The organism is Streptomyces sp. NPDC005435, assembly GCF_040703155.1.
GTDB lineage: Bacteria > Actinomycetota > Actinomycetes > Streptomycetales > Streptomycetaceae > Streptomyces.
In genome coordinates this window covers 1-26341 of record NZ_JBEXEQ010000040.1, presented here as the reverse complement: position 1 = coordinate 26341, position 26341 = coordinate 1, and the positions used below count along the sequence as shown (strand labels likewise).

The window sequence follows — 26341 nt, the reverse complement described above, 5'->3', positions numbered from 1 at the left end:
TGTTTTGGTTGTCGGGTAGGGGGAGGCGGGCCCAGACGGATTTGCCGTTGGTGGGGGTCGTGGTCCAGCCCCAGGTGGTGCTGAGGGCTCTGACGATCGGGAGTCCGCGGTGTTGTTCGGCCATGGGGGGTGGGGGGATGAGCCGGGGCCGGCGGTGGCTGGGGTCGCGGACGACGCAGAGCAGGGTTCGTGGGCGCAGGGCCAGGGCGAGCCATACGCCGGCTTGTGTGCTGTGGGGGGCCAGGGTTCGGGTGCGGCCGTGGCGGACGGCGTTGGCGACGAGTTCGGAGGCGACCTGGACGGTGTCGTCGCTCATGCTGCCCGCCAGGTTCCAGCCTTCGAGTGTCTGGCGGGTGAACTGGCGTGCCATGTAGCAGCTGTTCGTCGCGGCGGGAATGCGTCGTGCGGCGAAGGGGGTGCTTCCCAGGCCGGTCCGGACGGCGAGGTTGGGTGTGTGGACGGGTGGGTGGCCGCGGAACAGGTGTTCTTCCGCACCGTCCGTGACAGCCGGTGAGGACAAGGACCAGGGTAGGGGCAGGGGCAGGGGCAGGGGCAGGGGCGGGGGCGGGGGCGGGCTGTCGCTTTCGTGTCGTGGCGTCATCGTTGTCCCCCCGTAACTTGCGTGCCGTGTCCTGCGGTGTGCGGTCTCGCACCGTCACTATTCCGGCCCGTCCGTCGTTCTTGCAAGCGGAGTTCTGTAATTGCAGAACGCTGGAATTCGCACACGTAGCCGAGTTTGTGTCCGGTGGGGCGCAGGGCCGGCTGGGCGGGGATCGGGAAGGCGCGGTGGTTATGGAGCAGGTCGAAAACGGTGTCGGTGCCGGGATGATCAAGGGTGTGACGTGGCGCAAGAGCCGTCACAGCGGAGGTAACGGCAACTGTGTGGAGGTGGCTTCTCTTCCCGGCGGGGGTGTGGCTGTCCGTAACTCCCGTGACCCGGAGGGGCCGGCTCTTGTCTACACGCGGGAGGAGGTCTTCGCCTTCTTCGCGGGAGTGAGGGACGGGGAGTTCGACTTCATGATTTCGTGACGGCGTGTGGATTTGTGGCCACTGTCTCACGCGGATGGTTTCCGGCTGCCATACTCGGGCTTCCTCGACCGGTTCGATAGGAGTAAGCGGTATGGCAGCCGATCAGCAGGCGCCTTCCATTCTTGGATTTCCGCACCGCCCGGAATGGGGTGCGTCTGCTCACCGTAAGGCGCTTGCCGGGCATCTGCGCCGATGCCGTGATCATGCCCGGATCGGAGCGAAGCGGGCGGCCCGTTGTATCAGCGTCTCCGATGCCGCCATCAGCCGTCTGGAGACCGGTCTCGCCACGCCCGAGCCGGCGAAGGTGGAGCGGCTGCTGGACGAGTACGGGGTGCGTGATGCGGCTGAGCGGGACCGTGTCACGGTGTTGGTGCGCGAGGCGGCGCAGCCCGAGATATGGCAGCCCTACGCTCACGCGACTCCCAGTACGCTGCGTCCGCTGCTGGCGATGGAGCCGGCGGCCCGGCGGATCCTGTCCTATGAACCGCAGCTGGTGCCGGGGTGGCTGCAGACCGAGGAGTATGCCCAGATCGTGATGCGGGCGGTTCATCCGACCAGGCCTGCGAAGGAGATCGCGGAACGCGTCGCGATGCGCCTGCGGCGCCTTGAGATGCTGCGCCGTAAGACCGACCCGCCGAGTCTGCTCGCGGTCATGGACTCGGAGGTCTTCCGCCGTCCGGTCGGGGCCCCGGGGGTGATGTACCGGCAGATCGAGCACATCCTGGCCCTGCTGAGCGAACTGCCCTACCAGCTGCGGCTGCAGATCGCCCCGCTGACCGTGGGGGCGGTCGGGGCGATCGGGCATCCCATCGTGCACCTCCGGTTCTTCACCCCCGCGTACCTGCCCGACATGGTCTATCTCGAGCAGTACGAAGGCGCCGTCTACCGGGAGAAACCCGCTGACTCCGAGCGTTACCAGGCGGTGCTGAACAACTTGTGCGGCGTGGCCCGTCCCGCCGCCCAGACGCCCTCGCTGCTGCGGGAGGCGCTCGACTCCTGGCGGTGACGGGCACCGCACGCCGCGGCTCACTTCCGGACGAACCCCACGCCCCCGTACTCCTCCCACTCCCAGGTCCGCTGAGGGGGTACGTCGTTCTCCCAGGTCCGCTCACGCCGCGGCTCACTTCCGGACGAACCCCACGCCCCCGTACTCCTCCCACTCCCAGGTCCGCTGAGGGGGTACGTCGTTCTCCCAGGTCCGCTGAGGGGGTACGTCGTTCTCCCCGGTCCGGTGAGGGGGTGCGTCGTTCTCCCCGGTCCGGTGAGAGGGCGCGTCGCCGGGTCGGGGGCGCCAGGCGGACACCTCTGTCAGGCCCGGTTCCTCCAGGTCCAGCGGAGCGCAGAAAGCCGCGACATCCGCTCTTTCACGGACCCGTCCCCAGTGGTCCCGTGTCTGCTCTTTCATGAACTGTGTCACCGCGTCGCGGATCTCGGCGGAGTCGCTGACGAGCTGGCAGACCACCATCATGCTGCCCGGCGGCAGCAGGTCCGCGACCCGTCTCACCAGAGCCTGGGGCCGGTCGTGGTCGGGGATGCAGTGCAGCACGGACACGAACAGCGCGGCGACCGGCTCGCCGAAGTCGATGAGCCGGCGCACGGGCTCGCTGCCGAAGATCGTCTGTGTGTCACGCATGTCGGCCTGGAGTACCGCGGTGCGGTCGTTGCTCTCCAGCAGGCCGCTGCCCATGGCCCGGACGATGGGGTCGTTGTCGACGTACACCACCCGGCTCGCGGGATCGACGCGTTGGGCGACCTCGTGGACGTTGTCCTGCGTGGGCAGTCCGGAACCGTGGTCGATGAACTGGCGTATTCCGTACTCGCCGGCCAGGGTGTGCACGACGCGGCGCAGGAACGCACGGTTGTTCAGGGCCAGTTCCCGCATGCTGGGGACCTGCGTGAGCAGCGCCTCGCACGCCGCCCGGTCGGCCGGGTAGTTGTCGTGGCCGCCCAGAAGCCTGTCGTACATGCGGGCCACACTCGGTACCGAGACGTCCACTCCATACGGCAAGCTCACACCTGCCCCCTTCCGGATGGGCCGGATCGGGCGCCACCTGACGCTGTGACAGCCCAGTCTACGAAGGGGGGTGCCCTGATCGCCGGGAAACGGGGAGCCGTCACTCCCGTGCCGTGCAGGGCGGGGGCAGCAGGCCGCGGATGTCGTCCACGGGCCTGCCCAGCAGCTCGGCGACGCGCTCCGAACTCAGCCGCAGCCTGCGGCACAGTACGTGCGCCTCCAGGTGGAGCGACCGGGCGGGTTTCTCGGACGGTGCGAAGGCACTGCCCGCGCCGAGGGCGTGGTCGATGTGTTCATGGAGGATGTCCCATGCGACGGCCGCAGGACCGGAACTGCCCAGGACCGCGGTCCAGGAGACCGCCAGTTCCGTGAAGGCCTCGGCGACGACTCTCTCCGCCGGGCCGTAGTGACCGATGCGCACCTCGGTGTACTGAAGATACGACTCGTAGTGGCGTTCGCGGAACGCGGCGAAGGCGGCCACGGCGGCCCGCTCGGCGCGCAGATCCGGGTGGCGGGAGGCACCCCGTTCCCGTCCAGCGCCCGCCCCGCCACCGCTCGAACCGGCCACGGGCAGAGTCCGGCCGGCCGTCACGGCCTGGCTCCCGGCGCGGTGACATGAGCCGTACCGTCGGGCAGGCCCGGGTCGTCGCACATCAGGAACGAGTAGTGAACCGCTTCCCACAGGGGTTTCAGTTCCGACGGGCTGCCGTCCAGCGCCCGGACCAGTGCGGACAGTACCTCCCAGCCGGGAACGTCGAGGCCGGCCAGGACCCGCTGGACCGCCGCGGCGCTGACGGCCTTGCGGCTGAGCGCCTCGATCCTCTGCGCGCTGGGTTCCTTCGCGGCGAGATGCAGCCCCCGCACCGCCGCGTGCAGCTGCTGGATGGTCGCGGTGACCGGCTGCCGCTGAGCCGGAGTCATGCCGTGCGCCGCCTCGAACAGAACCCGTAACTGGGCAGGGTCGGACTCGAAGATCCCGCTCAGCGAACACACCAGATCCCACGTGGGAAGCCGGTCACCGGACAGAACCCGGGAGATGAACGACGGGGACAGCATCGCCCGGTCAGCCACTTCTTTGATCGTCCTGCCGCTGCTCACCTGCAGCTGCGTCAACGCCGAAGCCAGCTGCCCCACCGCGCTGACCGCCTCCGGGCGAACGGCGTCCTCGTCCTCCCGTGTCTTGGTGACCGGCGCGGACCGGGCGGCGCGCCACCGTGCCGGGGCGGCCCCCTTCTCATTGGCGTGCGAGACCATCATCCGGGCCACCCGCTTTGGCCCCCACCGTGTGCGGGCTGTCTCCGGAGCGATGTGCGCCGCCCTCGCCACGTCTTCCCATTTCTCGCCCCTGTGCCGGGCTTCCTGCACCGCAGCCGCGGTATAGATATCAAGCTCGCGCCTGATCGCTTCGGCACGCTCCAGCAAGGTGCCCAGCTCCTCCTGGCGCACCTCGCTGTCGACCAGCTGCCCGGCCAGCCGGTGGACCTCCGCGGCCACCGCACTGCCCAGCGGACTCTGCCGTTCGACGGCGACCGCCCGGCCCGCCTGCCGCCGGCGCTGGGCCCGGCGCCGGCAGGCGGTGCCGCAGTACCTGCGCCGGCGCCCCACCCCTGTGTTCTGCACCATTCGGCCGAAACACACCACACACACGTCCTGGTGCGGCTTGCTGCTCGTCACGATGCCCTTTCCCTCTCGGATGTGCCGGCTCCCGGGAGAACCGGGCGGTGCCGGTGGCCCCGCTGCTGCCGGGGCGCTCACTCGGGCACCCCGGGCAGGAGACCGGCCGGCAGCTCAGTCCAGACGGGCCCACAGGAACTCGAGGCGGCAGGAGCGGGCCGAGGCGGCCGCGGCGGCGGCGCATGCCGCGCAGGCGGCGGCCGACCAGCCGGAACCCTGCACCACGGCGAGTACGGCCAGCACCACGAGCGGACCCAGAGGGAACGTGACAGCCAGGGCACGCAGCCGTGCGCGATATCCCCGGCCATTGGTACCGTCCAGGCGTGCCTCGGGTACCACGGTGCCGGACACGACATTGGGATCAGTCATCGGTTTCCTTTACTGAAGTGACGGCTGGTCAAAATGCGGGAGGAGTCCCGGTCTTCTGGTAGCCGGCCTCGGGCCGGGACTCATCTCCGGCGCGACCCTAGCGCGCGCCCGGCAAGCTCGGCCATCAGAGTGAGGCACTAACCGGTAAGCCGTCACATCGGCGAGTGGAAAATCCGGATCCCGGACCGATTCCCGTCCCATATCCTTCCCCGATGAACACGGCCGACCGAATTCGACGCAAGCCGATCGAAGTCACCGCCGCGAAGGCGGTTGAGGGCGTACGCCAGCGGTTGGAAATTCACGCGGGACCGCCCCGGCGCACGCTCGGGGGATCACCCCGACACGCCCGGCGAAACCATCCTGCGCCGCGATGACCCGCCAGAAAGACCGCCACCCACCCATGACACGGCCCGCCGCCGGCCCCCGCCGGCCGCCGATACCGGGCGCCACGCGCAGGGCGACCCTGAACGTCCGCCGGGCCGCCCGGAAATCGGCCTGACGGAACGAGATAACGCTCAGAGGGGGGTTTGTTGGTGTGCTGAGTGCTTGCTGGCCGGGGGTGTTGTGGGTTCGCTGAGGAGTCGAGTGGGCGGTTGGGTCGGGGTGGGCGGGGGGTTTGGGCTGGGGTTATGCGTTCTGTGTGGAGCGTGGCGTGGTGGGTTGTAGGTAGTTCTGGCGTGTAATGGCTCGTTTGGTGTTTTTGCTGGTCAGCGCTGTTTGTGCTGGTCGGGTGGGTTTAGTGGCTTCGGGTGCGGGGGCGGTGGTGGGTTTCGGCGAGGTGGTCGAGTTGTATGGCGTCGAGGGCGGTTTTGGTGATGCGTTCGGTGCCGTCGTGGATGGCGGTGATGGCGGCTTGGCGGATGAGTCTGGTGAGGGATCCGATGCGGCCGGCGGTGCGTTGGTGGAGGTAGGGGGCGTGCCGGGGGAGGGTGCCGGGTTTGTGGTGGGTGAGGTCGAGGGCGTTTTCGATGTCGGTGATGGCGTCGTGGAACGGCTGGCGGGTGCCGTGTCGGGCGGGGAGGGGGCCGCAGGTGATGAGGGTGGCGCGTCCGGCGAGTTGGGCTCCTCTCACGCCGGTGAAGAGGGGTGTGTCGGTGACGTTGATGCCGGCGTAGACGAAGGTGGCGGGCAGGCGTTCGGTGAGGTCTTTGAGCAGGTCGGCGGTTTGGGCGCCTGTGGTGGTGCGGGGGTTGAGGCGGTGGATTTCGTCGATGAGGACGAGTTGGACGCCCGCGGCGGTGTAGGTGTGGCAGACGGCGTCGGTGATCTGGGTTTGGGTCATGCGGGTGGTGACGGGGATGCCGAGGTAGCGGGCGAATTCGGTGATGAGGGTTTTCGCGGTGGCGCCGGGCGGGACGAGGACGTACGCCACGGGTGCCGCGCTGTGGGCTGATCCGGGCGGTGCGGGGTTCTTGCGGATGTGGGCGAGGTGGCAGGCGCGGCCGACGTTCAGCAGGGCGGTGGTTTTCCCGGCTGCGGCGGGTCCGGTGACGATGAGGGAGGGCCGGGCGGTGGTCTGCTGGTGGCGGCCGAGGATCATCAGGGTGCGGACCTGGGTGGCGAGCTGGCTGATGGCGGGGGTGCGGATGGTGACGAACGCGGAGTGGTAGGCGAGGCGTTCTTCGGCGTTGCGGGGTGGGTCGCCGGGCTGGGGCGGGGCGGGCGGGTCGGTGGTGGCGAAGCGGTGCCAGCCCTGCCAGGTGGTCAGGGGCCAGGACGGTTCGGCCGTGGTGCCGCTGCTCGCGTCGGCGGGTGCGCTGGGCGGTTGGTGCGCTGTGGGGTGGGGGCGGGTGTTCACCACTTGTCGGCTTCCTCGTAGGCGTTGTAGAGCCCAAATCCGGCGGCCGGGTTGGGGCTGAGGTCGTCGTAGGGTGTGCCGTCGAGGTCGTCGATGCTGTCGTTTTCGCTGTCGGCGCCTTGGCCGTCGTTGTTGCTGTGCTGCGCCGGTTCGTCGGTGGTGGGTCCGGTGTCGTGTTGCGGGTGCCGGGCGGCGGGAACCGGCAGCGTGGTGGCGTGGGCGAGGAGAGCTTGTTCCGTTTTGGTGGCGTGGCCGCTGTGGACGCGGCGCATGAGCTGGTCGAGGGCATCAGCCAGACCGGCTTCGAGGTGTTCAGCCTCGCCGTAGGTGCTGTGCTGGGCGTGGGTGCGGATGTGCTGCCAGGTGTGGTCGTTGAACGGCTGGTGGACGTGGTCGCGGTGGATCCAGGGGATTTCGGTGAGGTGGCCGTCGGGCAGGCGGATCCAGATCTGGCGGACGTCGTGGGGGTTGTAGTGGATCTCCCATTTCCCGCCCCGGCCGGCGACGGGGGAGGCCTGGCCGCGGTAGGGGGCGAGGAGATCGTGGTCGTAGGTGCGGTGGTGGATGGTGATGCCGGCGGGGGTGATGGCCTGCCAGCGCACGGGCAGCAGCTCGAGGTAGTCGCTGCCGGTCAGCGGGATGGGCACGTACCCGGCGACGGCGATGAGCGCGGCCCACATCTGGTTCGGGCTGAGGGCCTTTCTCGGCATCATCGGGTGGCGCAGGCCTTCGTGGGGCCGGTGGTGGTAGTGCACCAGCCACTCGTCGAGCAGGTCCTGGAGCTGGGGGACGCTGTAGCAGGCGTCTTTCTCGGTGTCGGGGCCGCGGCGGGTGACGTCGGAGCCGGTGTAGCCGGGCAGGTGCTGACAGAACAGGGCGTTGATGGTGCCGAAGGTCCGCTCGACGATGCCTTTGGCGGTAGGGGCGCGGGGCGGGGCGGGCTGGACGCTGATGCCGAGGTGTTCGCAGGCGGCGGTGAACGCGGCGGAGACGAAGACTTTGCCGCGGTCGACGACGATCGTCTCGGGCAGGACGAAGGGCCGGGCCGCAGCCCCGGCCAGCCGCTCGTCCAGCGCGGCCAGCCGCTGGTGGGGGAGTGCGGGGGCGTGGTCCATGCGCAAGATGTCCGGCCAAGTGGGGCGGGCGGGGTGCGGGACGGCCATCTCCGCCAGCAGCAGGGCCGCGTCGACGGCCTTGGTCGCGCTCGGGCACAGCACGGCGGCGAGGATGGCACGGGTGGCGACGTCGACGGCGATGGTCAGTTCGGGCCGGGCCAGACGCCCGTCGTCGAAGAGGGCCAGGACGTCCAGGCGGGTAGTGTCGACCTGGACCTGCTCGCCGGGCCGCAGCGCCGTAGCTGGGGTGAACGCCCGCCCGTCGACGCTCGCCGGTACTTGCCGGACGGGTCCGGAGGGCAGTTCGCCGGGCCGGGCGAGGTTGGTGACGAGCCGGTACAGCGTGGCCTGGGACGGCGCGGGCACCGTGCCTGGGCCGTACCGGTCCTGAAGGATCTGGTTGATGAGGGGGAACAGGCCGTTGATGGTGCCCTTCGAGCGCCTGCGGCGTCGACGTAGCGCCTCACGGACGGCGGCGACGACCCGCTCGTCAGCCCGCCCGGTTGGGCTGGACGTACGGGTGGTGCGGTGGTCGAGTAGCCCCCACAGGCCTTGTTTGCGGTAGGCCAGGCGCATGCGCTGCACCGTGGTGCGCGAGACGCGGCCGAAGCCGAGCGCGGTCAGCTCTTCCGCTTTGGCCTGCTCGCGTTCGGCCAGCGTGTGCCGCTGCGGGTCGTACTGCGGCCGAACCGTACCTTCGCTGCCGGGCCCCCCGGTGAGCCCGCATTCGGCTTCTCGCACGTGCCGCTGCCAGGCCAGTGCCTTCTCACGCGCCGCGGCAGGGGCGGTCTCGAACAGCCCCCACTGCGGGGCCGCCTGAGGAGCATCGGCCCCTATGACGGTGAAGCCGGGGTCGGCGAACAGGTGCCCGGCGAGCACGGCCTCACCGCCGCCCTCCGGCCCGACGAGGTGGATGTCCTGTCCCGACAGGGCGACCACCTGCCACGTCACGCCACGGAACCGCACGCGTGCACCGACCTTTAGGGACGGCCGGGCATTGCGCCGCGCGCTCACCGGGTGCCTCCCGTCTTGCCCGGGCTGCTCAAGCCCCGCAGGCTGACGAGGACGCGTTCATGCAGCGGCGTCTTGAGGTCTGCCGTCAGCTGTCCGTGCCACAGGGCGTGGAAGACGCATGGGAGAACTTCGATCGGGTCGCCGACCGCTTCGGCGCCCTCGTTCAGCGGCCGCGGCCGCGCGAATGCCTCCAGAACCGCCGCCGCCAGACCGGGGCGGCCGGCGTTGCGGGGGTGGCGGTAGCCGGCCAGCCATTTCAGGTTGGCGGCCAGGACGTCATCAAGCGGCGGCAGGCGCCGGTAGGTCCAGCCGATGTCCACGCACGCCTGCGCCACCGCCCGTGCTGCGTTCTGGGCGCGTTCACCGCCCGCATCGGGGTGGCCGGGGCAGTCGGCGAGCAGCGCGGTGCCGTCGGCACGCCGGGCGAAGAGCTGCGGCACCCAGGAATGCGTCCGCCCGCGCGGATCACGCCACAGCAGCCGCACCGGCCGCCCCGCCAGGCCCGTCACGTCCGCATCTCGGTCCAGCATCATCAGCTGGGTACGCATCGCGTTCGACCCGGCGGCCACATGCCGCCCGGTCGTCGCCGACCACCACAGGCCCGGCCCCCAGCGCCTGCCCGGCACCACCGGGAACGCCGACACCGGTGGCAGTTCCTCGAACGCCACGGTCATGGCGGCATCCGCCCACCGCTGCTGGACCGCCTGCCCTACCGGGTTAAGGAACACCGCCTCGAACCCGCTCCCGTGGTCCATGGCAACTCGCCCTGCCCGGCTCCGTGGCCGGGCCGCTCCTGTGCTGGTCACCCGCGCCAGCCAAGCCGCTCCCGCAGGCGCACCCCGCCGTTTTCAGTATTTCTGCCACGAACGGGTGCCGTATCAGCTAACAGCCGAGTCGCCCCTAACACATCGCTCTCAGCCGCGGTCTTCCTGCCCGCCCGCGGTCAGCATCTCCCGGAGCACCGTGACGGGCTTGTCCACCCACCGGGCCACCTCTTCCAGGGGCACCCCGCCGTTCACTGCCGCCACCGCCGTGCGTTTCCAGGCGTTCTCGATCAGACCGGCACTGTGACCGAGACCGCGCAGCAGCCGCCGGGCGACGTCGGCGGTCGGACCGGTCTGCACCCCGTGCAGCTGCAGCAGTTGCTCCTCGGCGCTGTCGATAGTGCTGGTGATCAGCATCCGCTGCTCGGCGGGCACCGCAGCCCGCCACATCGTCCCGGAACCGGGCGCTTTCTTCTCCTTGCCCAGCACCCGCAGCTGGCCAGCCATGGTCGCGGGCTGGTGTTCCTGACGCAGCCACCACGGATCGTTGTCGTAGCCGGGCGGGCCGCCGGCGCCACGCCGGATGCGGATGACGGCGCCCATCCACGAGGTCAGCGGGCCGCCGTAGTCGGTCGCGGCAAGCGGCCCCAGCCACCCCCGCCCGACGCGCTCACCGAGTCGGCGGCAGAACAACCCGTCGGCGGCCAGCGCCCTCGGCCGCCCGGAACCGCTGTCCACCCACACCAGATCCGCCATGGCCCGGTCCAGCAGCGCCTCGGCCACCGCCACCACCTCCGGGAAGACGACCGCGTCCCGCCCCACGACCCGCCACCGCTCCAGATCACCTCCCGCATCCCCGCCCGCGACCTGGTGCAGGCGCCGCGGCCAGATCGTCTCCCGCTCCCAGCGCAGGGCCTGCTCCCACCACCGGGCCACCACCGCCTGCGCCAGAGTGAACACCCGTTCCGGCTCGGCCCCGGCCCGCATCGCCCGCCGCGCCACCCCCGTCCACTGCCGCTGGGCAGCGGCCACTTCTGGCACACCCCGTACGTCCAGATGCTCAAGAGGCTGGTGGGCGTCCGCGTCCAACAGCCACTGCCCGTGCCGAACACACACCCGCTCCCACCGCGGCGCGTACCGCACCACCCGCACGGCCGTCCCCGTACGCCGGGCGGTGCACAGGCGGCAGCCGAAGGCGACCGGCCCGGCGACCGCGCCCCCGGTCCGCCACGCCGCCGCCGGTACCCCGTCCTTTCCGGCCGACAGCTTGGCGTCCTCCTGTCCCCAGGACGGCAACGCCCGCGCCAGCACGTCTTCTTCGACGCCGCATATGCCCGCCAGGAGCTGGCGTCCGGCCGCGTTCAGCAGTACCTCGGCGTCGGCCCGCGCGCCCCCGCCGTCATGCCCAGGCGGGTAGTTGCGCCACTGCCAGTACGACCGCAACGCTTTCGCTTCCATCCCGTAGCGGCTTGCGATGCGGCAGATCAGCGACGAGGTCGTCTCCCCCTGCAAGGGAGAGGTCCGCAGGAGGCCGGGATGATGGGTCACTCCACCACGGTCTCGTGTTCGCCGATCCGGGCGGGCGTTTTCGCAGTAGCCGTCCGGACCCGGCCATGGACCGGGCGCCCCCACGCCCCCACCCTGTAGGAGGGACCACCAGCGTGCTTCACCAGCCCGCAAACGAGCTCACGCCCACTGGATGCCCAGCTTCCGCAGCGCGTCCAGCTGCTCCGCGCTGAGCTTGTCCCGCCTGGCACGGGTGTTCGAGACCCACACGCCCAGCTTCACCGCCACCGGTTCCGCCTCGCCGCCGACCGTGATTTCCTCGCTGTGGCCGCGTGGCACCGGCCGGTCAGCGCCTTCCCGTTCCACCCACTGCGCGAGGGCCGCCAGGCCCCGCTGGAACGCCTGCTGCGCCTTGCCCCGCCCCTTCGCCGCACCCTTGGCGGCCGGGGCGGGAGACGGCGCCTCAAGCGGCTTGACGCCCAGCGCGGTCAGCCGGGCGCGTTGCTCGGGCAGGAGCTGCGCCCAGGTGCCCGGTTCCTGCTGCCGCCACCTCCAGGTGCCGATGTCATCACCCTCGAACGTGACGCCCGGCGCGATGTGGGGCAGGCTGCCGTCGGCGTCGACCAGGTCGGCGAGGACCCGGTAGCGGCGCTGCCAGTCCAGTGGCCAGGGGCAGTCCCAGTCAGGGTCGATCTCGGTGAGCTGTGCCGCGCGCAGGGCGGCCCGCTCCGGGTCCTTGCCGAGACCGTTCTTCGCGCCCTTCCTGCGGAGGTTGGCCATGTGCTGCCCGATGGGCACCATCGCCTTGCCCTCGCCCCACATTGCGCGTCGGAAGGGTTTGGGGTGGGGGAGCCGGGCGTGTGGGGTGAGGTCACGGCGGGGTTGAGGGTGTCCAGGCCGGTGCTGGTCGCGCGGCTGCTTGAGCTTGAGGCGGCTGGGGCGTTGACCACAGCGCACGTGCGTGCGGGCGCCCAGGTCGGTGGGGTGAATGTGCGCACGGTGTGGCGCTGGCTGGACGTGGCGCGGACGGAAGGCCGTGTGGAGCGCAGGCCGCGGGCCCGGCTGGAGTTGTCCGACCAGGCGTGGGAGGTGCTGGCACAGGCGGGTGGGAACGTGTCGGTGCTGCACCGGCATTTGAAGGATGCCGGGGGAGAAGTGCCGTCGCTGGCGTCGCTGTACCGGGTGGTGCGCCGGGACCTGGAGGCCGGAAGAGTCCTGCCGGACCGCGTGGTGGTGCGGCGGGAGCGGGAAGAGCAGCGGACACGGCAGGCGCTGGCTGACCTGGCCCTGGCCGGGACGCATGAGGGCGGCGCGGCGAAGGCGGCGTCCGCGGTCCTGCGGTCGGGGGAGGGCGGTGCGGTGACTGGTGTGGCGTTGCCGGCGGGAGCACAGCTGGTGCGGACGTCGTCGGTGCGGGCGGTGGCCGAGGCGGTCGGGCAGGCGATGGCGGCGGAGGGCTCGGTATGTGTGTTCGGCGACCCGGGCCGTGGCAAGACCGCGGCCGTGCGGATGGCGCTCCACGAGGTCCCGCCGGGCTGGAGAGTGACGTGGGTGCCGGTGCCGGTGCGCCCGTCGGTGTCCGGCATGAGGCGGGCGGTGTTCGATGCTTTGGCGCTGCCGGGCCGTTTCCCGCACACGTCGGCGCGGGCCGACGCCGCGGTCGCGGGGGCTTTGGGTGAGGCGCGGGTGCTGGTGGTCGATGAGGCGCAGCGCCTGCCTGTGCCGTGCCTGGAGTACCTGCAGAGCCTGTGGGACGACCCCGGCACGAGGATCACGCTGGTGCTGTGCGGGTCGGGCAGCGAGCGGGCGCTGGCCCGGCTGCCGCAGCTGGCATCGCGGGTCGGCGCGTGGCAGGAGGTTCCGCGCCTGGCCGCAGCGGAAGTGGCGGCCGTGGTGACCGGCTTCCATCCGCTGTGGCGCACCGTCCCGGCCCCGGATCTGACGTGGATCGACCGGTCGTGCGCCCACGGCACGTTCCGCATGTGGGCCGCTCTGACTACCCACTTGCAGAACGCGCTGCTCACCACCGCTGACGCGGCCGTCGACCGGGCTTTGCTGGGGCGGCTGTTCAGGAGGGGCGCGCCGCCGCTGTGAACCAAGCGCTCCGGCAAGAGGCGGGAAGGCCATCGCGTGCGCCCGGCACCCGGCACGCACACGACGTCCCACTGTGCGAGGGGAACTGACATGGAGGACGGTGACGCCGTCCGAGCAGGCGGCGGATTGCCCGCGGCATCGAGGACGGCACTGCGCGGCCCGGCGGTCCGGCGGCTGCTCGCCCTGCGGGCGGGGAAGAAGCTGACAGCGGGCCATGTGCGGGTGGCTGCGGACGCGCTGGGGGTGGCGGAGCGCACGGTATGGCGATGGCTGGCTGCGGCTGAAAGCGATGAGGCCGCGGCCGCCAGCCCTGGCGCCCCGCCCCGGGCTGGCGCGACGTTCACGATCACGCCCGAAGTCCGTGGACTGTTGGCACTGTGGAAGGGGAACGTGCGGGCGGTCCATCGCGAGCTGGTCCTCCGTGCTGCTCGGCAGTCTCCGCCTGCCTGCGCGCCGTCGCTGACGACGCTGCACCGGGCGATCCGCCGTGATCTGACGCCGGGGGAGCGGGCGGGGCTTGCGGGAGGGGAGCGGGCGGCGCGCAAGCACGATGTGTTCCTGGCCCGGCCGCGGGGCTGGCGTAACCAGGTGTGGGAGACCGACCACGTCCAGGCCCCGGTGCTGGTCGAAGTCGACGGTGTGGCGCGGCGGCCGTGGATCACGTGGTTCACCGACTGCGCGACGAACGCGATCACAGGGGTGGCCGTCACGCCGGGGGATCCGTCACGGGAGTCGGTGTTGGCCGCCCTGCGCTCCGCGGTCCTGCACGAGGAGCCTTACGGCCCGTTCGGCGGCCTGCCCGAGAAGGTACGCGTCGACCGAGGCAAGGATTTCCTGTCCCGGACGGTGACTGCAGCGTTCGATCTCCTGGACGTGACGGTGGAGGACCTGCCCGCCTACACCCCTCACCTCAAGGGCACCGTGGAGGGGCTGAACCGGGCGGTGGAGAGCATGTTCCTGGCCGCGCTGCCCGGCTATGCCCGCCAGCCGCGCCCCGGCAAACGGGCTTCCCGTCCGAAGGACGAAGCGCTGCTCGGCTTTGAGTACTTCACCGCCCGGCTGCTGGCCTGGACGCTCTGGTGGAACACCGAACATCAGCCCGCGCCCTTGCGGGGCAAGACCCCGCTTGAGGCGTGGCATGACGATCCCACCCCGCTGCGGGACGTGCCCGTGGCAGATCTGTGGACGTTCACCCTGGAGGACGCCGGCACCCGCACGCTGACCACCCGCGGCATCCGTTTCAGGAAACGCGACTACGTGGGGCCGTGGATGACCGGCCAGGCCGGGATCCAAGTCCGCGTCCGTTTCATGCCCCACCACGACCACCGCATCGAGGTCTACCACGCGGCCACCGGCCGCTACCTGGGTCCTGCGGACCTGGCCGACCAGGCCACCGACGAACAGATCAGCGCCGTACGAAGAGCGCGGGCCTCCCGCACCCGCCGCCTGAAGAAGGACCTGGAGGCCTCCCAGCGCGAGCGCTACGCTGCCGTGAACCAGCCCGAGGCCCCCCAGCGGCTCGGCGCGCTGACCACCGCGCAGGCCGAGGCCGAACTCGCCCAGACCGCAGACACCGATCTCGCGCAGCTCGCGCTGCCGGACCTCATCCCGCCCGCCGCGCCCCCGGCCGACTGGCGGACCCCGCCCTCCCTCGCCACCCGGACCATGCCCGGCCGGCCTGCTCCCGTCCCGTCCGAACCTGCCTCCGACCGCCCACCCGAACCCACTGCACAGACCGCTGAAGACGGAGACGCCTCGTGACCGCGGCCACCTACCAGTACGTCGACCTGCCCGATGCGTCCGTGGTCACTACCCGCGCCCTGCTCACCGCCCGGGAGAACATCACCGACACCGTCGCAGCCCGCGCCATGATGTGCATCCACGGCGGCGCCGGATTCGGAAAGACCCTCGCCGTCAACACCTGCTTGCGCGGACTCGAACCACACGAGGACGTCCGAAAGATCACCTTCCGTGCCCGGCCCACCGCCCGTGCGGTGCGCTACGAACTGTTCACCGCGCTCGACCTGGCCGGTGAACCGCCGCGCCACCCCAGTGAGTTCGACCGGTTGCTGAAGACCGCGCTGGCCGAACGCCCCCGCACGTTCCTGGTGGACGAGGCGCAGTGGCTCAACGGGGAGGCGTTCGAGTACTTCCGCTATCTGTGGGACGAGCCCTCAACCCAGCTCGCGATCATCTTCGTCGGCGGCGAGGGCTGCCACACCGTGCTGCGGCGCGAACCGATGCTGTCCTCCCGCATTTTCATCTGGCAGCACTTCACCCGCCTCACCCCCGCAGAGGTCCTTGAGGTGATTCCGCTGTTCCACCCGATCTGGGCCGATGCCGATCCCGAGGACATCACCTTCGCCGACAGCCACGCCGCACACGGCAACTTTCGCGCCTGGGCCCAGTTGACCGCCCACACCCGTACCGCTCTGGCCCGCACCGGCCGCGCCCGTGTCGACCAGGAGCTGCTGCGCTGGGCCTTCAGTCGCCTCGCCTGACCACCACCACGCCGCCCGCCGTGGCCCCGCCGCCCGTAGCCGTGGTCATCGACCGCCATGACGACGTGCTCCACACGCATACCGCCCTGGCCGCCCACCATCCGCCGTCCGGCCGGATCACCCTGCACCCCGGGCCGGGCACCACCAGCGAGACCGGCCTCGCCCATGACCTTCTCGCCGCTCTGGGCAAACCGCCCCTGCTCCCGGGCCGTTTCCCTGCCGGCCGTCAGCCCGCCTGGGAAGCCGCTGCCTCCTGGATGACCGCCCTGCCCGTGAACCGGCTGACCGTCCTACGCGCCCACCGCCTCACCGTCGGCCGCGCGATGCGCCTGCTGCAGCTACATGCCCTCACCGGTGTCCACCTGACCCTGGTCTGCCACCGCCCGCACCTTCCCGCCGCTCTGCACCAGGCCCTGCGGACGGTCGACTACTCCGTCACCGCCGACTTCGAGGCTGCCCGCCGCCACTACTACGGCGCGACCGCCACGGAGCACCTGCCTGCAGACGGATTCGCCCGGCCAGTCGACCGATGGCTCACCCTGCCCGCACTGGACCGCCTCGTCTCCTACGACAGCCCCCGCCCCTGCGCCGACCCGTGCACGCCACCGCCGATCGCCTGGCGGCACCGCCCACCGCCCGCGCCTCTCACCGCGCCCACCGCCCAGCGAATCGCCCACCGCCTGCACACGGCGACCGCACATCCTCGCCTCGCCGCAGCCGTCGCCGCCGCGCTGTTCACCGGCGCCTCCCTCCAACAACTCGCCACCGCCCGCCCCCGCGACTACGACACCGCCGCGGCCACGCTCGCCCTGCACGACCGCGCCCGCTACACCGACGGCTGCGCCGCCCACCCCATACCGCCCTGGGCCAGCGTCTTCCTGCGGGCCGCCGTCTGCTTCACCCGGCTCGTCTCCAACGAGGACCAGGAACTGCTTGCCGCACCAGGTGACCGTGCGCACCTGCTGCGCGTGGCGGAGACGGCCAGGCTGCGCCCGCCCCAGCCGCCTGCGGCCCGCCGCAAAGGCCCGGCCGGCCGTGTGGAGTGGGACTGGCGCGAGCGGCAGGAAGCCGAGCAGTACGAAGCCATGCCGGCCAGTTGCGTCAGGCCCTCGCGACGCTGAACCTCCTGACGCATTTCGCTCGAAGGGGCAGGCTCAACCGATCGAGAAGTCGGCGAACTCGACGTCGCTGAAAGCGATGTGCAGACCGTGGGCCCGGCGGCCCCATTCGCGGAAGTAGGCGTGTCCCAGCGCGCGAGCGAGGATCACCGTCTGCTGCTGCTCGCCCGCGCCGGCATCCCGGGCGGCGAACAGCTCCCGGGCTACCTCTCCCGGCAGGTCCTGGGTGATCCACCGCACCCGCGGATCGTCAGAGGAGCCTGCAGGAGCCGCGAACCCGAACCGCGCCCTGGTATGGAAGACGAAGCCCTCCGCCTCTGCCTGGGCGCGTCGACGGGCCCGTATTCGGGGCTGCCACCGGGCCAGGACCGCTTCCTCGATCGCCTGCACCTGCAGCGGACCCGGCGGACGACGCGCTCCTGGCTTCTTCGTCACCCACCGCTGCACGGTGCGCTGCGACACCTCCAGCACGGTGGCGACCTGCCGAGTGGAACCACCGTGTGATGCCAGCAGAAACCGCAGGCGGGCCTCGGTGCTTGCAGGAACGGGCCGGGTGCGTAACGCGCGCTCCAACCCCTGCTCGATCTGTCCCACATCCGCCTCTCGAAGCGGCCAGCCGCCAGGGCAGGCATCTGCAGTCCGTCGTGTCAGTTCTCCCACGTCGCCTGCCCCTGCCTGCCCGTTCTTGCATTCTCGGGACAGCACTGGCTGCCGCAAGATATGAGCCCTTGGACGAGCACCGGCGACAAGCCGACGGCACGGGTCACGACGGAGTCGCCAGCGTCCCGGTGCTGTCCTTCGGCACGCACATGAGCCATCGATCCGTACGCGGACAGCGCCACCGCCCTGGTCGCCCGCATCTCCGGCGAGGGCGAAGAGCCGGCGGCCGAGCCGGTATCCTGCCCGCGGGGCTGACGCCCTGGGCTTCGCCGACGCCCACACCGCATCCGGACACCCACACTGCCCGGACCACTGGTGGAAGGTCTTCCGGGATCGACGGACCGCTTGACGAGCACCTTGAGGATCCATCGAGCCGGGGTTGCCGTGTGGGGGCGAGGACCCGGTGCCGAGAGGACCCGTCCATGACCAAGCGCACCACCGAGCAGCAGCGCGCCCGCGAACTCCAGCGCACCGCACGCGAGCAGGGCACAGACCTCGGCTACCACGAAGCCCTCAACTGGGTACGTGATGCCGCCGAGTCGCAGGCCAAGTTTCCGGGCAAAATCGCCGTCCCTGTGCCGCACGATCACTGCGTCATGCTCTTCGAGGCGCACACGGACCCCGAGTACATCCGCAACGCGATCACGCCGCTTTCCGCAGCCGAAGTCGAGCTCCGTAATGAACTCCTCCAGCGGAGGAACGCTCTGATGGACGACCACGCCAAGGTGGAGATCATTGCCATGATCCTCAGGAGGTGGCGCTATCCGGGCGAGAATCTCGCACGCTGGACCAAGCAGGAGCTCGCCAACGAGCTGGTGGACGGCGAGGACGGCCGCGAGCGCTACGAGGCGTACGGGCGGGTGGCACTGCGCAACGGAAAGCCAATGCCCGGCTCACGCTCCCTTTGCGGAGGCGCCGGCTGCTCCGGCCACGACAGTGCGACGCCCTGGCCGGAAACCCGCGCGCGCTTCCGCGCCCAAGGGCCCTGCGTCGACGCACAGAGCGCCCCTCGGTGACCGGCGTCGTCTTGGCGGAGGCCCGGATGACCATCCCGCGCCGCCGGTAGCCGGCCCTTGGGTATCCGCTGCAACATCCGAAGCGTGTTGCACCCCTGACCTGCACAAACGCCGACCAACGGTCGGGCTGGGCGCGTGCGATGTCCTCGACACCACCCTCGTCCAGCCGGCCTCGTCGCGGAGATCAGCGCTCACATGTCCGTCGACACCGCGGCGGGGTCTACCTGTATCCGACCCTGCGCCTGGACGTGGCTGCCGGGTTCGGCGCGGCCCGGCCGCGGCCGCAGGGTGATCGACTACACCAACTCCAAGGGGCGAGGCTGCCCAGGCGCCTTCCTGACGGACCATGCGAGGTGATATCACTACCGTGAGTGATCTTGCGTGGCAGTAGGGGCCGGGGGTGGGCTGTGGCAGGGAGGCTTGAGCCGGGAAGGGATGGAGCCCGGCCGGTATTCGAGGGCTTTCCGGAGCCCAAATCGCCAGAGGTCGTCGTGCTTGCGCCGCCGACCCAGAGCGCTCCCTTGCCCACGCCTCAGGTGTACCTGCAATACATCTACGACGCTGACGACTGGGAGGACTTCACCGTCGAGTGGGTCCACCAGTTCGGTACGTGGTCTGGTCGTCCCTACGTCCGAGTTCAGCGGATGGGTGGGGCCGGCGACCGCGGAGCGGACGTCGCAGCCTGTCTCTCCGAGCAAGGCACCGCAGGCGAGTGGCACTGCTACCAGTGCAAGCACTACCTCAAGCCGCTCGGGCAATCAGACGCCTTCCCAGAGATGGTGAAGATCTTCGTCGCGAAGATCCTCGGCACGTACGAGCTGCCCACGCGCTATGTCTTCGTCGCACCAAAGATTGGCACGGGACTCGAACGACTCCTGCTCAACCCGCCCCAGCTGAAGGACGAGTTCTTCGCGGCGTGGGACGACAAGGACTCCAAGCTCGGGACCAAGCCCAAGCTCACCCCGGAGATGCGTACAGCTGTGGGCGCGCTGGCGCAGGCGACGGACTTCTCGATGTTCGAAGCCCGGAACCTCGACGAGATTCTCGAACTGCACGCTGCGACCCCCCACCACGTTAGGCGCTTCCCACAACCGCTTAAGCAGCGCCCTGCCGCCGATCCGGCCCCACCTGACCAGGCACCACACGAAGCCGTCTACGTCCGCAAGCTGCTGGACGCCTACAACGCGAAGCACGGCCTCGCCTTGGAGACGCTGCAACAGGCCCGCGACCATGCGAAAGTCAGCGGCCATCTCTTCCGCCAGCGTGCCGCCTTCTTCCACGCCGAGTCGCTGTGGCGTTTCGCGCAGGAGAGTGTCCCGGAAGCGACCTACACCGCGATCGAGACCGACCTGTACGACGCCGTGATCGAGATCGAAGACCGCGACCATGGCAGCGGCTACGCACGGCTGGAAGCCGTACTGGACGCGGCTGTCGCCCACACACCGAACCCGGCGAACATCCTCGCCCCCGTGGTGAAGGTCATCGACCTCAAGGGCATGTGCCATCGTCTGGCCAACGACGACCGGCTGACCTGGTGCAAAGAGGAGACCCCGTGAGCCCCCTCAACGGCCCCGTGGAGGCCGGGATGCGCGCTCTGGTCCTCCTGGCAGAGACCTTCCCCCGCCGCCTGGACGTCGCCCAGCTCGTCTACCTGGACCACGCCATGCTCCACAGCGGCGACCTCGACCACGGCCCCGCCAGTCTCCACCCCGACCTCCCCGCCGGCCCCGGCGAGCTCGGCCTGCGCCGACGCCTCATCGAACAGGGCCTCATGGTCCTGCTACGCGCCGGCCTCGCCGACATGACGACCACCGACCACGGCTTCATGTACGGGGCCACAGACGAGGCAGCGAGCTTCCTCAACGCCCTGGAAGCTCCCTATGTCGGGCAGCTCATCGAACGGGCTGACTGGCTCACCAGCACCTACATGCATGAAGGAACGGACGTCCGCGAGGGCATGAAGCAGATCACCCAGCGCTGGTCTGACCGCATCCATGTGAGCCCCGGCGACCTCGGAGAGGACGTCCTGTGATCAGACTGACGCTCGTCCACCTGACCTTCCTCGGCATGGACAAGCCTCCGGCGGCAGTGGAATTCAGTCCCGGCCTGACGGTCATCTACGGAGCCTCGGACACGGGCAAGTCCTACGTCGAAGAGGCCGTGGACTACATGCTGGGCGCCAGCGAACTCAAGTCGATCCCGGAGGACGACGGCTACACCCGCATTCTCCTCGGCCTACGGGTGAGCGACGGTCGCAGCCTCACTCTGTCCCGCGCGATCGGCGGCGACACCATCGAGGTGTTCAACCACGATCTCCGAGAGATGCCATCGGAGCCAGCGGACGAGACTCTCAAGTTCAAGCACAACGCCAAGTCGAAGAAAAACATCTCCCGCTACCTGCTGACCGTCCTGGGAATCGACGGCCAGCGGATCCTCCAGAGCGGCCGCGGCAACGTGCTGCCGCTGAACTTTCGGGACCTCGCGCGCCTGGCCGTCGTCAACGACACACGCATGGCAGATCAGCACTCTCCGGTACTGGGCACCCGGAATCCCCTGAACGAAACCAGGGAGAAGTCGGTCTTCAAACTCCTCCTCAGCGGAGAGGAAGAGCCGGAACGCCCTGCAGCGCCAAGCAATCTGGAGAAGCAGTTCGGCAAGGGGAAGATCGCGGTCATCGACCACCTGATCGACGAGAACCGCGGAAAGCTCACGATGGAGGCAAACCAGTCGCAACTGCGGGAGCAACTCGACCGCCTGCAGGCGGCCCTTGGCGAGGTGACCACCGCCGCCGTCGAACTTGCTGAAATCCGCACCAGCCTTCTCCGTGACCGCCGGGGCCTGGAAGAAATCAACCTCGCGGCCCAGCAGCGGGGCGACGAGGTCGAGCAGCTGCTCGCACGATTCGCTCTGCTGAAAGAGCAGTACGAGTCAGACTTGGCCCGGCTCCAGATGGTCGGTGAAGCCGGAACCCTACTGGGCTACTTCCAGACCGGGACCTGCGTCTTCTGCGGCGCCGAGCCCCAACACCAGCACCCGGAGCACCACCTCGCCGAGAGCACCCAGCTGGCAGCGTCTGTATCTGCCGAGACGCGTAAGACAACAGATCTGCTCAGCGACCTGCTCCTCATGATCGAGGACTTGGAAGAGCAGGCAGCGGAAATTGAATCGGCCCGCGCTGCCCGACACGAAGAGCTCACACACAACGCTGCGGAGCTCCGCGCACTCGATCAACGGATGCAACCTGTCGACACGGACGCCACCGAACTACTGAACGCCCGCTCACGGGTCGAAAACGAGCTGGCCCTGCACGCTCAGATCGAGCAGCTCGAAGACCTCAAGGCATCGCTGTCCACCGTGGCTCCCGCTCCGCCGACTGCCCGTCCCGACGGCATCCCCGCCGCCGACGTCGCCGACTTCGAGCGCATGATCCATGAGACCTTGGAAGCCTGGCATGTTCCGGGGAGCAACCGCGTCCGCTACGACCCAACGACTGCCGAGCTCTCCGTTGACGGACAGCCGCGAAAGAGCCGCGGCAGGGGCATGCGATCCATCCTCCACGCCGCCTTCGCCGTATCACTTGCGCGCCGGAACACAGCCCGCGACCTGATCCACCCGGGCTTCGTCGTGCTCGACACTCCGGTCCTCACCTACCGCCGGCCCGAAGACCCGCACGAAGACCGTCCCGAGCTGATGACCGCCGACGTCGCCGAGAACTTCTACCGCGACCTCCTGGAGAATCCGCCGGGCCAGGTCATCGTGATCGAGAACCCGACACCGCCAGCGAGCATCAGAGGGCGCGCCACCGTCCACGCATTCAGCGTGGACGGTTCGGAACGCCAAGGATTCTTCCCACCCCGAGAAAGGCAGTGAGCACCAGCCGCCCACCACGGACAGCCGGACGTGCCTCGGTCAGGCCCAGTCCACCCCCAGCTTCGTGAGGGCGGCGAGCTGGTCGGCGGTGAGCTTGTCGCGCCGGCTCTTGGTGTTCGAGACCCACACGCCCAGCTTCACCACCACCGGCTCCACCTCGCCCTCGACCGCGATCTCCTCCCCGTGGGCGCGCGGCACCGGCCGGTCCGCACCTTCCCGCTCCACCCACTGCGCAAGGGCTGCCAGGCCCCGCTGGAACGCCTGCTGCGCCTTGCTCGGCCCCTTCGCCGCACGGTCGGCTGCCGGGGCCGGTGACGGCGCCTGGGCGGGTTCCACGCCCAGGGCGGTCAGTCGCTCTTGCTGCTCGGGCAGCAGCCGCGCCCAGGTAGCCGGCTGCTTCTGCTGCTGGAGCCACCGGCCGATGTCGTCGCCGTCCATGAGGACGCCTGGGGCGATGTCGGGCAGCTGGCCGTCAGCGTCGACCAGGTCCGCCAGGACGCGCTGGTGCCTCTGCCAGTCCAGCGGCCAGGGGCAGTTCCAGTCCTTGTCGATCGCGGCGAGCTGTGCGGCCCGGGTTGCCGCAGTGTCCTCGTCCTTGCCCAGACCGTTCTTCGCGCCCTTCCTGCGGAGGTTGGCCATGTGCTGCCCGATGGGCACCATGGCCTCGCCCTCGCCCCACACCGCGTCCTGACGCGGCGCGAGGTGCCCATTCGCCCGCCGGAACGACCGCAGGGCGGCCAGCTTGGCCTCCCAGGCTTCCTCGCCCGGCTCCCAAAGCATCCCGGCCTCCGGAGCGTCCAGCAGGGTCTTGCGGCGCTCCTCCAGCTCCCCGGCCCGCAGGGCCTTGCGCTGCTGGTGGACCCACCGCCCGAGCGGGAAGTCCTTCGTGACGCCGACCTCGACCTCGGTGTCGTAGGGCACGGCGTGGACGCCGGTGATCTCGTTCTCCTTCCGCCAGCGGATGAGGGCCTGGTAGCCCTCCAGCCACACCAGCGACTCCGGCCGGTAGACCCGGGTACGGAGGAACGCCGCGATGGTCGCTGCGTCGCGCGGGCTGGAGAAGTGGAGCAGCGCGGACTCGGCAGCGGCGTCGGTGTCGTCGCCGTGCTCCTGGTCGTCGCCGTCGCTCTCGCCGTCGGCCCCGACGATCCGCCCGTCCTCGTCACGCTGGACGTGGACCTTGCGCTTGCCGCTGGTGAGCGCGCGGGAAGCGAGCTGCTCGACCAAGCGCTCATCATGTGAGCGCAGGCCCTGGAGCACGGCGACGAGGGGCCGAAAGCTGGCGCTGGCGATCATGTCGGTGGGGTCCTCGTTCGGCTCCAGGAACACCGGCACGATGATTCTGGCGACCTTGGTGGAGCCGTCCTTGTTGAGCCGGAGTGCCCGGCCGATGTTCTGCACGATCTCCACCTGGGAGCCGCGGGTGTCCGCGAAGCACACGGCCTCCACACCCCGCTCGCCAGTGATGTCGACGCCCTCACCGAGCACGCGAACGCTGGCGAGGAAGGCGCGGTGGACTCGGCGTCCTGCCGCGTCGATGCCGTTGGCGAACTGGCGCAGCACCTCCCGGCGTTCGGCCACCAGGTGGTCACCGCACAGCCATGCCGACCACACCCGGTCCGGCGGGACGTGGCGGCCGGCCTCCAGCTCGTAGAACTCCGCGTCGATCGAGGACTTCGGCAGCTTGTCCGCGGCGGCCAGGTCTTTATCGGAGGCATCGTTGACGTACAGCTCGGCAGCGGTCTCCGGGAGCTTGTCCGCGAACGCCTGCGCCTCTTCGACCTTCTGGTGGAACGTCATGACCGTACGGAGGTTGTACGCGGCGGCGTGCTCCAGGAGCGCGGTCTGCAACAGGGCCAGGCGCCGGCCCCGCCGCGCTTCCTCGGACTCCCCGATCACGGGGGAGGGGTCGCGGATCTCCAGGACGTCGATCTCGAACCCGGCGAGGATCTCGCGCTCGATCGCCTCGCTCAGCCCGAGCTCCGCGAGCCACGCGCCGTACGTGCCGTCCGGGTCGTCGGCCATGGTCGCGATCTCCGCCTCCTGGCCGTCCGCGCCCTTCTGAGGGCGGGCTGCGGCGAGGATGCGCGGCGTGGCGGTCAGGTACAGCCGGAAGTCCGCCGGGATGCGGGCGTTGTCGTGGATCGCCGCCCACGGACGGCCAAGATCACCAGCGGTTCCGTGGGCCTCATCCACGATCGCGAGGTGGAAGCCGTCCATGCGCTGGCCGTAGAGCCGCTCCCCGCCCGCCAGAGCGGCCTCCAGAGGCCCGCGAACCTTCCGCTGGCCCTCGGGTGCGTCGATGTCCTCGCGGTCCACGAGAGAGGCATACGTGGCGAACACGATGACCGGCCCGTGCCCGGCCCAAAGGGCGAGCTGGATCGGGTTCGTGGTGGTGCGCACCCCGAGCGAGTTGAGGACCGCGTCGTTTTCCAGCGAGCACACCGCGACCATCGGCGCCCGGTGGCCCACCGCCCGCCACGCCTGGGCGGTCTGCGCGAGCAGGTCCAGGGTCGGGACGGTGACGAGGATCCGGCCGTCCGCGAAGCTCTCCAGCGCGCTCGCGGCGGCCGTGATCGTCTTGCCCGAGCCGGTCGCTGACACGATCGTGCCCCGGGCACCCTGCGGGGGCACAGATGACCTTGCAGGGAATCCCACCCACCTACGAAACGCCGACCGCTGATCTACCTGGTGTTCCTTAAGCCGAATCGCTGACATTCTGTTCCTCCCCGAGCGCTGAATTCGTGTGGTCTTTTCAGAGGGCCGCATGCGGAATGCAGGCCGCGCCCAGGTCGTTCCAGATCGACGCACCAGCCTTGTGCCAGCCACCGGGCTTTCCGTCCTTGAAGGGCGGCTTGTCGTCCGGGTCGTAGTGACCGGCATCGAGCGTGCAGACGACGTAGCCCCCATCGCTGTTGACCGTCCGGGCCGTGCACAGACCGCCGGCCTCGCCCAGCGCCTCCAGGACCTGGCGGCGCCTGGTGGGGTGCGGGTCCGTGGCCGGCAGTACGGCTTCCCGGACGTACCGCTCCAGCCGCACCAGGTCGACGCGCTCACGCTGCCTCACGTCCGCGATGTGTACGGCCAGTTCAGCGGCCCCGGCCGACCGGCCGCCGCGCCGGGACCACTCCCGGTCCGCGATGCCCACCAGGGCCTCGCTCACGGCCGCCACGCCCTTGTCCCAGCCGTTCTCGAACTCAGCGCCACGAGGGCGCGGCGCCATGCCGTCCAGCTCCACCACCTGGCACTGCGCCCCTGCGACCGCCCCGGCCTCCAGCGCGGCCACCAGGTCGTCCGCCTCGCTCGCGGGCACTCCCTGTGCCTCCAGGAGCGCGAACAGCCTCAACCGGGCGTTCACGCCTGCCGTCTGATACTGGCTCACCCGGCGCACAGAATCGCTGCTCAGCGCGGGATCGGGTCCGGTAGATTCGTGGTGACCGGTCATCCGCGGTCGTTCCTCTCGGAATTCCGGGGAGGTTCCCGGGTGGTTGGGGGGTGTCCCGCGTTTCCGCCAACGGTACATGCTGCATCAACCCGATGCACGCGGTACACTAGAACCCACACGAACAAGCGACGCCCCCATCTCATAGCCAGCCCGGCCCGCGCCAGCGGGCCCCAACGGTTCTGGAGGCGCAGCCGGAAGGGCCGTCAGGCGGGGGAGCGCAGCGGACCCGCCGGCCAGGCTGGAGCGAAGCGGAAGCCTGGTAACGAGACGAAGTCCCGCCAGTCCGGGAGCGCAGCGGACGGACTGTCACCCTCCTTGCTGCGCAAGGAGGGTGTGCGGGTGGCGCAGCCACCC

General features: G+C 70.2%; 22 protein-coding genes and 1 pseudogene. 10 read left to right on the top strand and 13 right to left on the bottom strand.

Going from position 1 to position 26341, the window contains the following annotated elements; all coding sequences use genetic code 11:
* Positions 1–370 (bottom strand): ATP-binding protein (locus tag AB0898_RS31525; RefSeq protein ID WP_366806477.1); only part of this gene is annotated, 370 nt, incomplete at its 3' end.
* Positions 371–792: 422 nt separating this feature from the next.
* Here AB0898_RS31525 and AB0898_RS31520 point away from each other — a divergent pair.
* Together AB0898_RS31520 and AB0898_RS31515 are read left to right on the top strand one after the other, a co-directional pair.
* Positions 793–1029: a DUF397 domain-containing protein gene (locus AB0898_RS31520; protein WP_366806476.1), complete on the top strand. Its 237-nt coding sequence runs from the start codon at positions 793–795 to the stop codon at positions 1027–1029.
* A gap of 91 nt (positions 1030–1120) precedes the next feature.
* On the top strand, positions 1121–2035 hold the full coding sequence (locus AB0898_RS31515) for a helix-turn-helix transcriptional regulator (protein ID WP_366806475.1): 915 nt from the start codon (positions 1121–1123) through the stop codon (positions 2033–2035).
* Between the two features lie 114 nt (positions 2036–2149).
* Here the strand turns inward: AB0898_RS31515 and AB0898_RS31510 are convergent, their stop codons facing one another.
* The 9 genes and pseudogenes from AB0898_RS31510 to AB0898_RS31470 form a co-directional block, all read right to left on the bottom strand.
* Positions 2150–3043, bottom strand: coding sequence for an SAM-dependent methyltransferase (locus tag AB0898_RS31510; RefSeq protein ID WP_366806474.1), 894 nt, complete (start codon positions 3041–3043; stop codon positions 2150–2152).
* Positions 3044–3143: 100 nt separating this feature from the next.
* Entirely contained in the window at positions 3144–3635 is a 492-nt protein-coding gene (locus AB0898_RS31505; RefSeq protein ID WP_366806473.1) for a hypothetical protein, read from the bottom strand.
* Positions 3632–4717, bottom strand: coding sequence for a helix-turn-helix transcriptional regulator (locus tag AB0898_RS31500; protein ID WP_366806472.1), 1086 nt, complete (start codon positions 4715–4717; stop codon positions 3632–3634). Before AB0898_RS31500 ends, AB0898_RS31505 begins: the two co-directional genes overlap by 4 nt.
* 114 nt (positions 4718–4831) lie before the next feature.
* Positions 4832–5086 (bottom strand): hypothetical protein, encoded by a 255-nt coding sequence (locus AB0898_RS31495; RefSeq protein ID WP_366806471.1) that lies wholly within the window; start codon positions 5084–5086, stop codon positions 4832–4834.
* A 736-nt stretch (positions 5087–5822) separates the two neighbouring features.
* Entirely contained in the window at positions 5823–6794 is a 972-nt protein-coding gene (locus AB0898_RS31490; RefSeq protein ID WP_366806478.1) for an ATP-binding protein, read from the bottom strand.
* A gap of 86 nt (positions 6795–6880) precedes the next feature.
* Positions 6881–9013, bottom strand: coding sequence for a Mu transposase C-terminal domain-containing protein (locus tag AB0898_RS31485; RefSeq protein WP_407078442.1), 2133 nt, complete (start codon positions 9011–9013; stop codon positions 6881–6883).
* Entirely contained in the window at positions 9010–9768 is a 759-nt protein-coding gene (locus tag AB0898_RS31480; protein WP_366806469.1) for a TnsA-like heteromeric transposase endonuclease subunit, read from the bottom strand. Before AB0898_RS31480 ends, AB0898_RS31485 begins: the two co-directional genes overlap by 4 nt.
* A gap of 159 nt (positions 9769–9927) precedes the next feature.
* Complete coding sequence (locus tag AB0898_RS31475) at positions 9928–11325, bottom strand: DNA-binding protein (RefSeq protein ID WP_366806468.1); 1398 nt, start codon at positions 11323–11325, stop codon at positions 9928–9930.
* Between the two features lie 138 nt (positions 11326–11463).
* Positions 11464–12111, bottom strand: a pseudogene (locus tag AB0898_RS31470) (helicase associated domain-containing protein); the annotation flags it as partial.
* 72 nt (positions 12112–12183) lie between these two features.
* Between AB0898_RS31470 and AB0898_RS31465 the strand changes: the two are divergent.
* The 4 genes from AB0898_RS31465 (at position 12184) to AB0898_RS31450 (ending at position 16999) form a co-directional block, all read left to right on the top strand.
* A complete protein-coding gene (locus AB0898_RS31465) occupies positions 12184–13377 on the top strand; it encodes an ATP-binding protein (protein WP_366806467.1) in 1194 nt (397 codons plus the stop codon).
* Positions 13378–13467: 90 nt separating this feature from the next.
* Positions 13468–15138, top strand: coding sequence for a transposase family protein (locus AB0898_RS31460; RefSeq protein WP_366806466.1), 1671 nt, complete (start codon positions 13468–13470; stop codon positions 15136–15138).
* Entirely contained in the window at positions 15135–15878 is a 744-nt protein-coding gene (locus AB0898_RS31455) for an ATP-binding protein (RefSeq protein WP_366806465.1), read from the top strand. The genes AB0898_RS31460 and AB0898_RS31455 overlap by 4 nt, the downstream gene beginning before the upstream one ends.
* Positions 15879–15943: 65 nt before the next feature.
* Positions 15944–16999, top strand: a complete 1056-nt coding sequence (locus tag AB0898_RS31450; RefSeq protein ID WP_366806464.1) for a hypothetical protein — start codon at positions 15944–15946, stop codon at positions 16997–16999.
* Between the two features lie 33 nt (positions 17000–17032).
* On the opposite strand, the gene tpg is transcribed toward AB0898_RS31450, so the two are convergent.
* Positions 17033–17590 (bottom strand): telomere-protecting terminal protein Tpg, encoded by a 558-nt coding sequence (gene tpg, locus AB0898_RS31445; RefSeq protein ID WP_366806463.1) that lies wholly within the window; start codon positions 17588–17590, stop codon positions 17033–17035.
* A gap of 488 nt (positions 17591–18078) precedes the next feature.
* Between tpg and AB0898_RS31440 the strand changes: the two genes are divergently transcribed.
* The 4 genes from AB0898_RS31440 to AB0898_RS31425 all read left to right on the top strand — a co-directional run bounded on the left by AB0898_RS31440 (position 18079) and on the right by AB0898_RS31425 (position 22542).
* Positions 18079–18672 carry a hypothetical protein gene (locus tag AB0898_RS31440; RefSeq protein ID WP_366806462.1) on the top strand — a complete coding sequence of 198 codons (594 nt, stop codon included), beginning with the start codon at positions 18079–18081 and terminating at the stop codon, positions 18670–18672.
* Positions 18673–19208: 536 nt separating this feature from the next.
* Positions 19209–20228, top strand: a complete 1020-nt coding sequence (locus AB0898_RS31435; protein WP_136314990.1) for an ABC-three component system protein — start codon at positions 19209–19211, stop codon at positions 20226–20228.
* Positions 20225–20704, top strand: a complete 480-nt coding sequence (locus tag AB0898_RS31430; protein ID WP_362385335.1) for an ABC-three component system middle component 2 — start codon at positions 20225–20227, stop codon at positions 20702–20704. The genes AB0898_RS31435 and AB0898_RS31430 overlap by 4 nt, the downstream gene beginning before the upstream one ends.
* On the top strand, positions 20701–22542 hold the full coding sequence (locus tag AB0898_RS31425; RefSeq protein WP_366806461.1) for a hypothetical protein: 1842 nt from the start codon (positions 20701–20703) through the stop codon (positions 22540–22542). Before AB0898_RS31430 ends, AB0898_RS31425 begins: the two co-directional genes overlap by 4 nt.
* Before the next feature lie 39 nt (positions 22543–22581).
* Here AB0898_RS31425 and AB0898_RS31420 read toward each other — a convergent pair whose 3' ends face one another.
* Both AB0898_RS31420 and AB0898_RS31415 read right to left on the bottom strand, forming a co-directional pair.
* On the bottom strand, positions 22582–25260 hold the full coding sequence (locus tag AB0898_RS31420) for a Helicase associated domain protein (RefSeq protein WP_366806460.1): 2679 nt from the start codon (positions 25258–25260) through the stop codon (positions 22582–22584).
* A gap of 37 nt (positions 25261–25297) precedes the next feature.
* Positions 25298–25924, bottom strand: a complete 627-nt coding sequence (locus AB0898_RS31415; protein ID WP_366806459.1) for a hypothetical protein — start codon at positions 25922–25924, stop codon at positions 25298–25300.
* Positions 25925–26341: the final 417 nt, after the last annotated feature.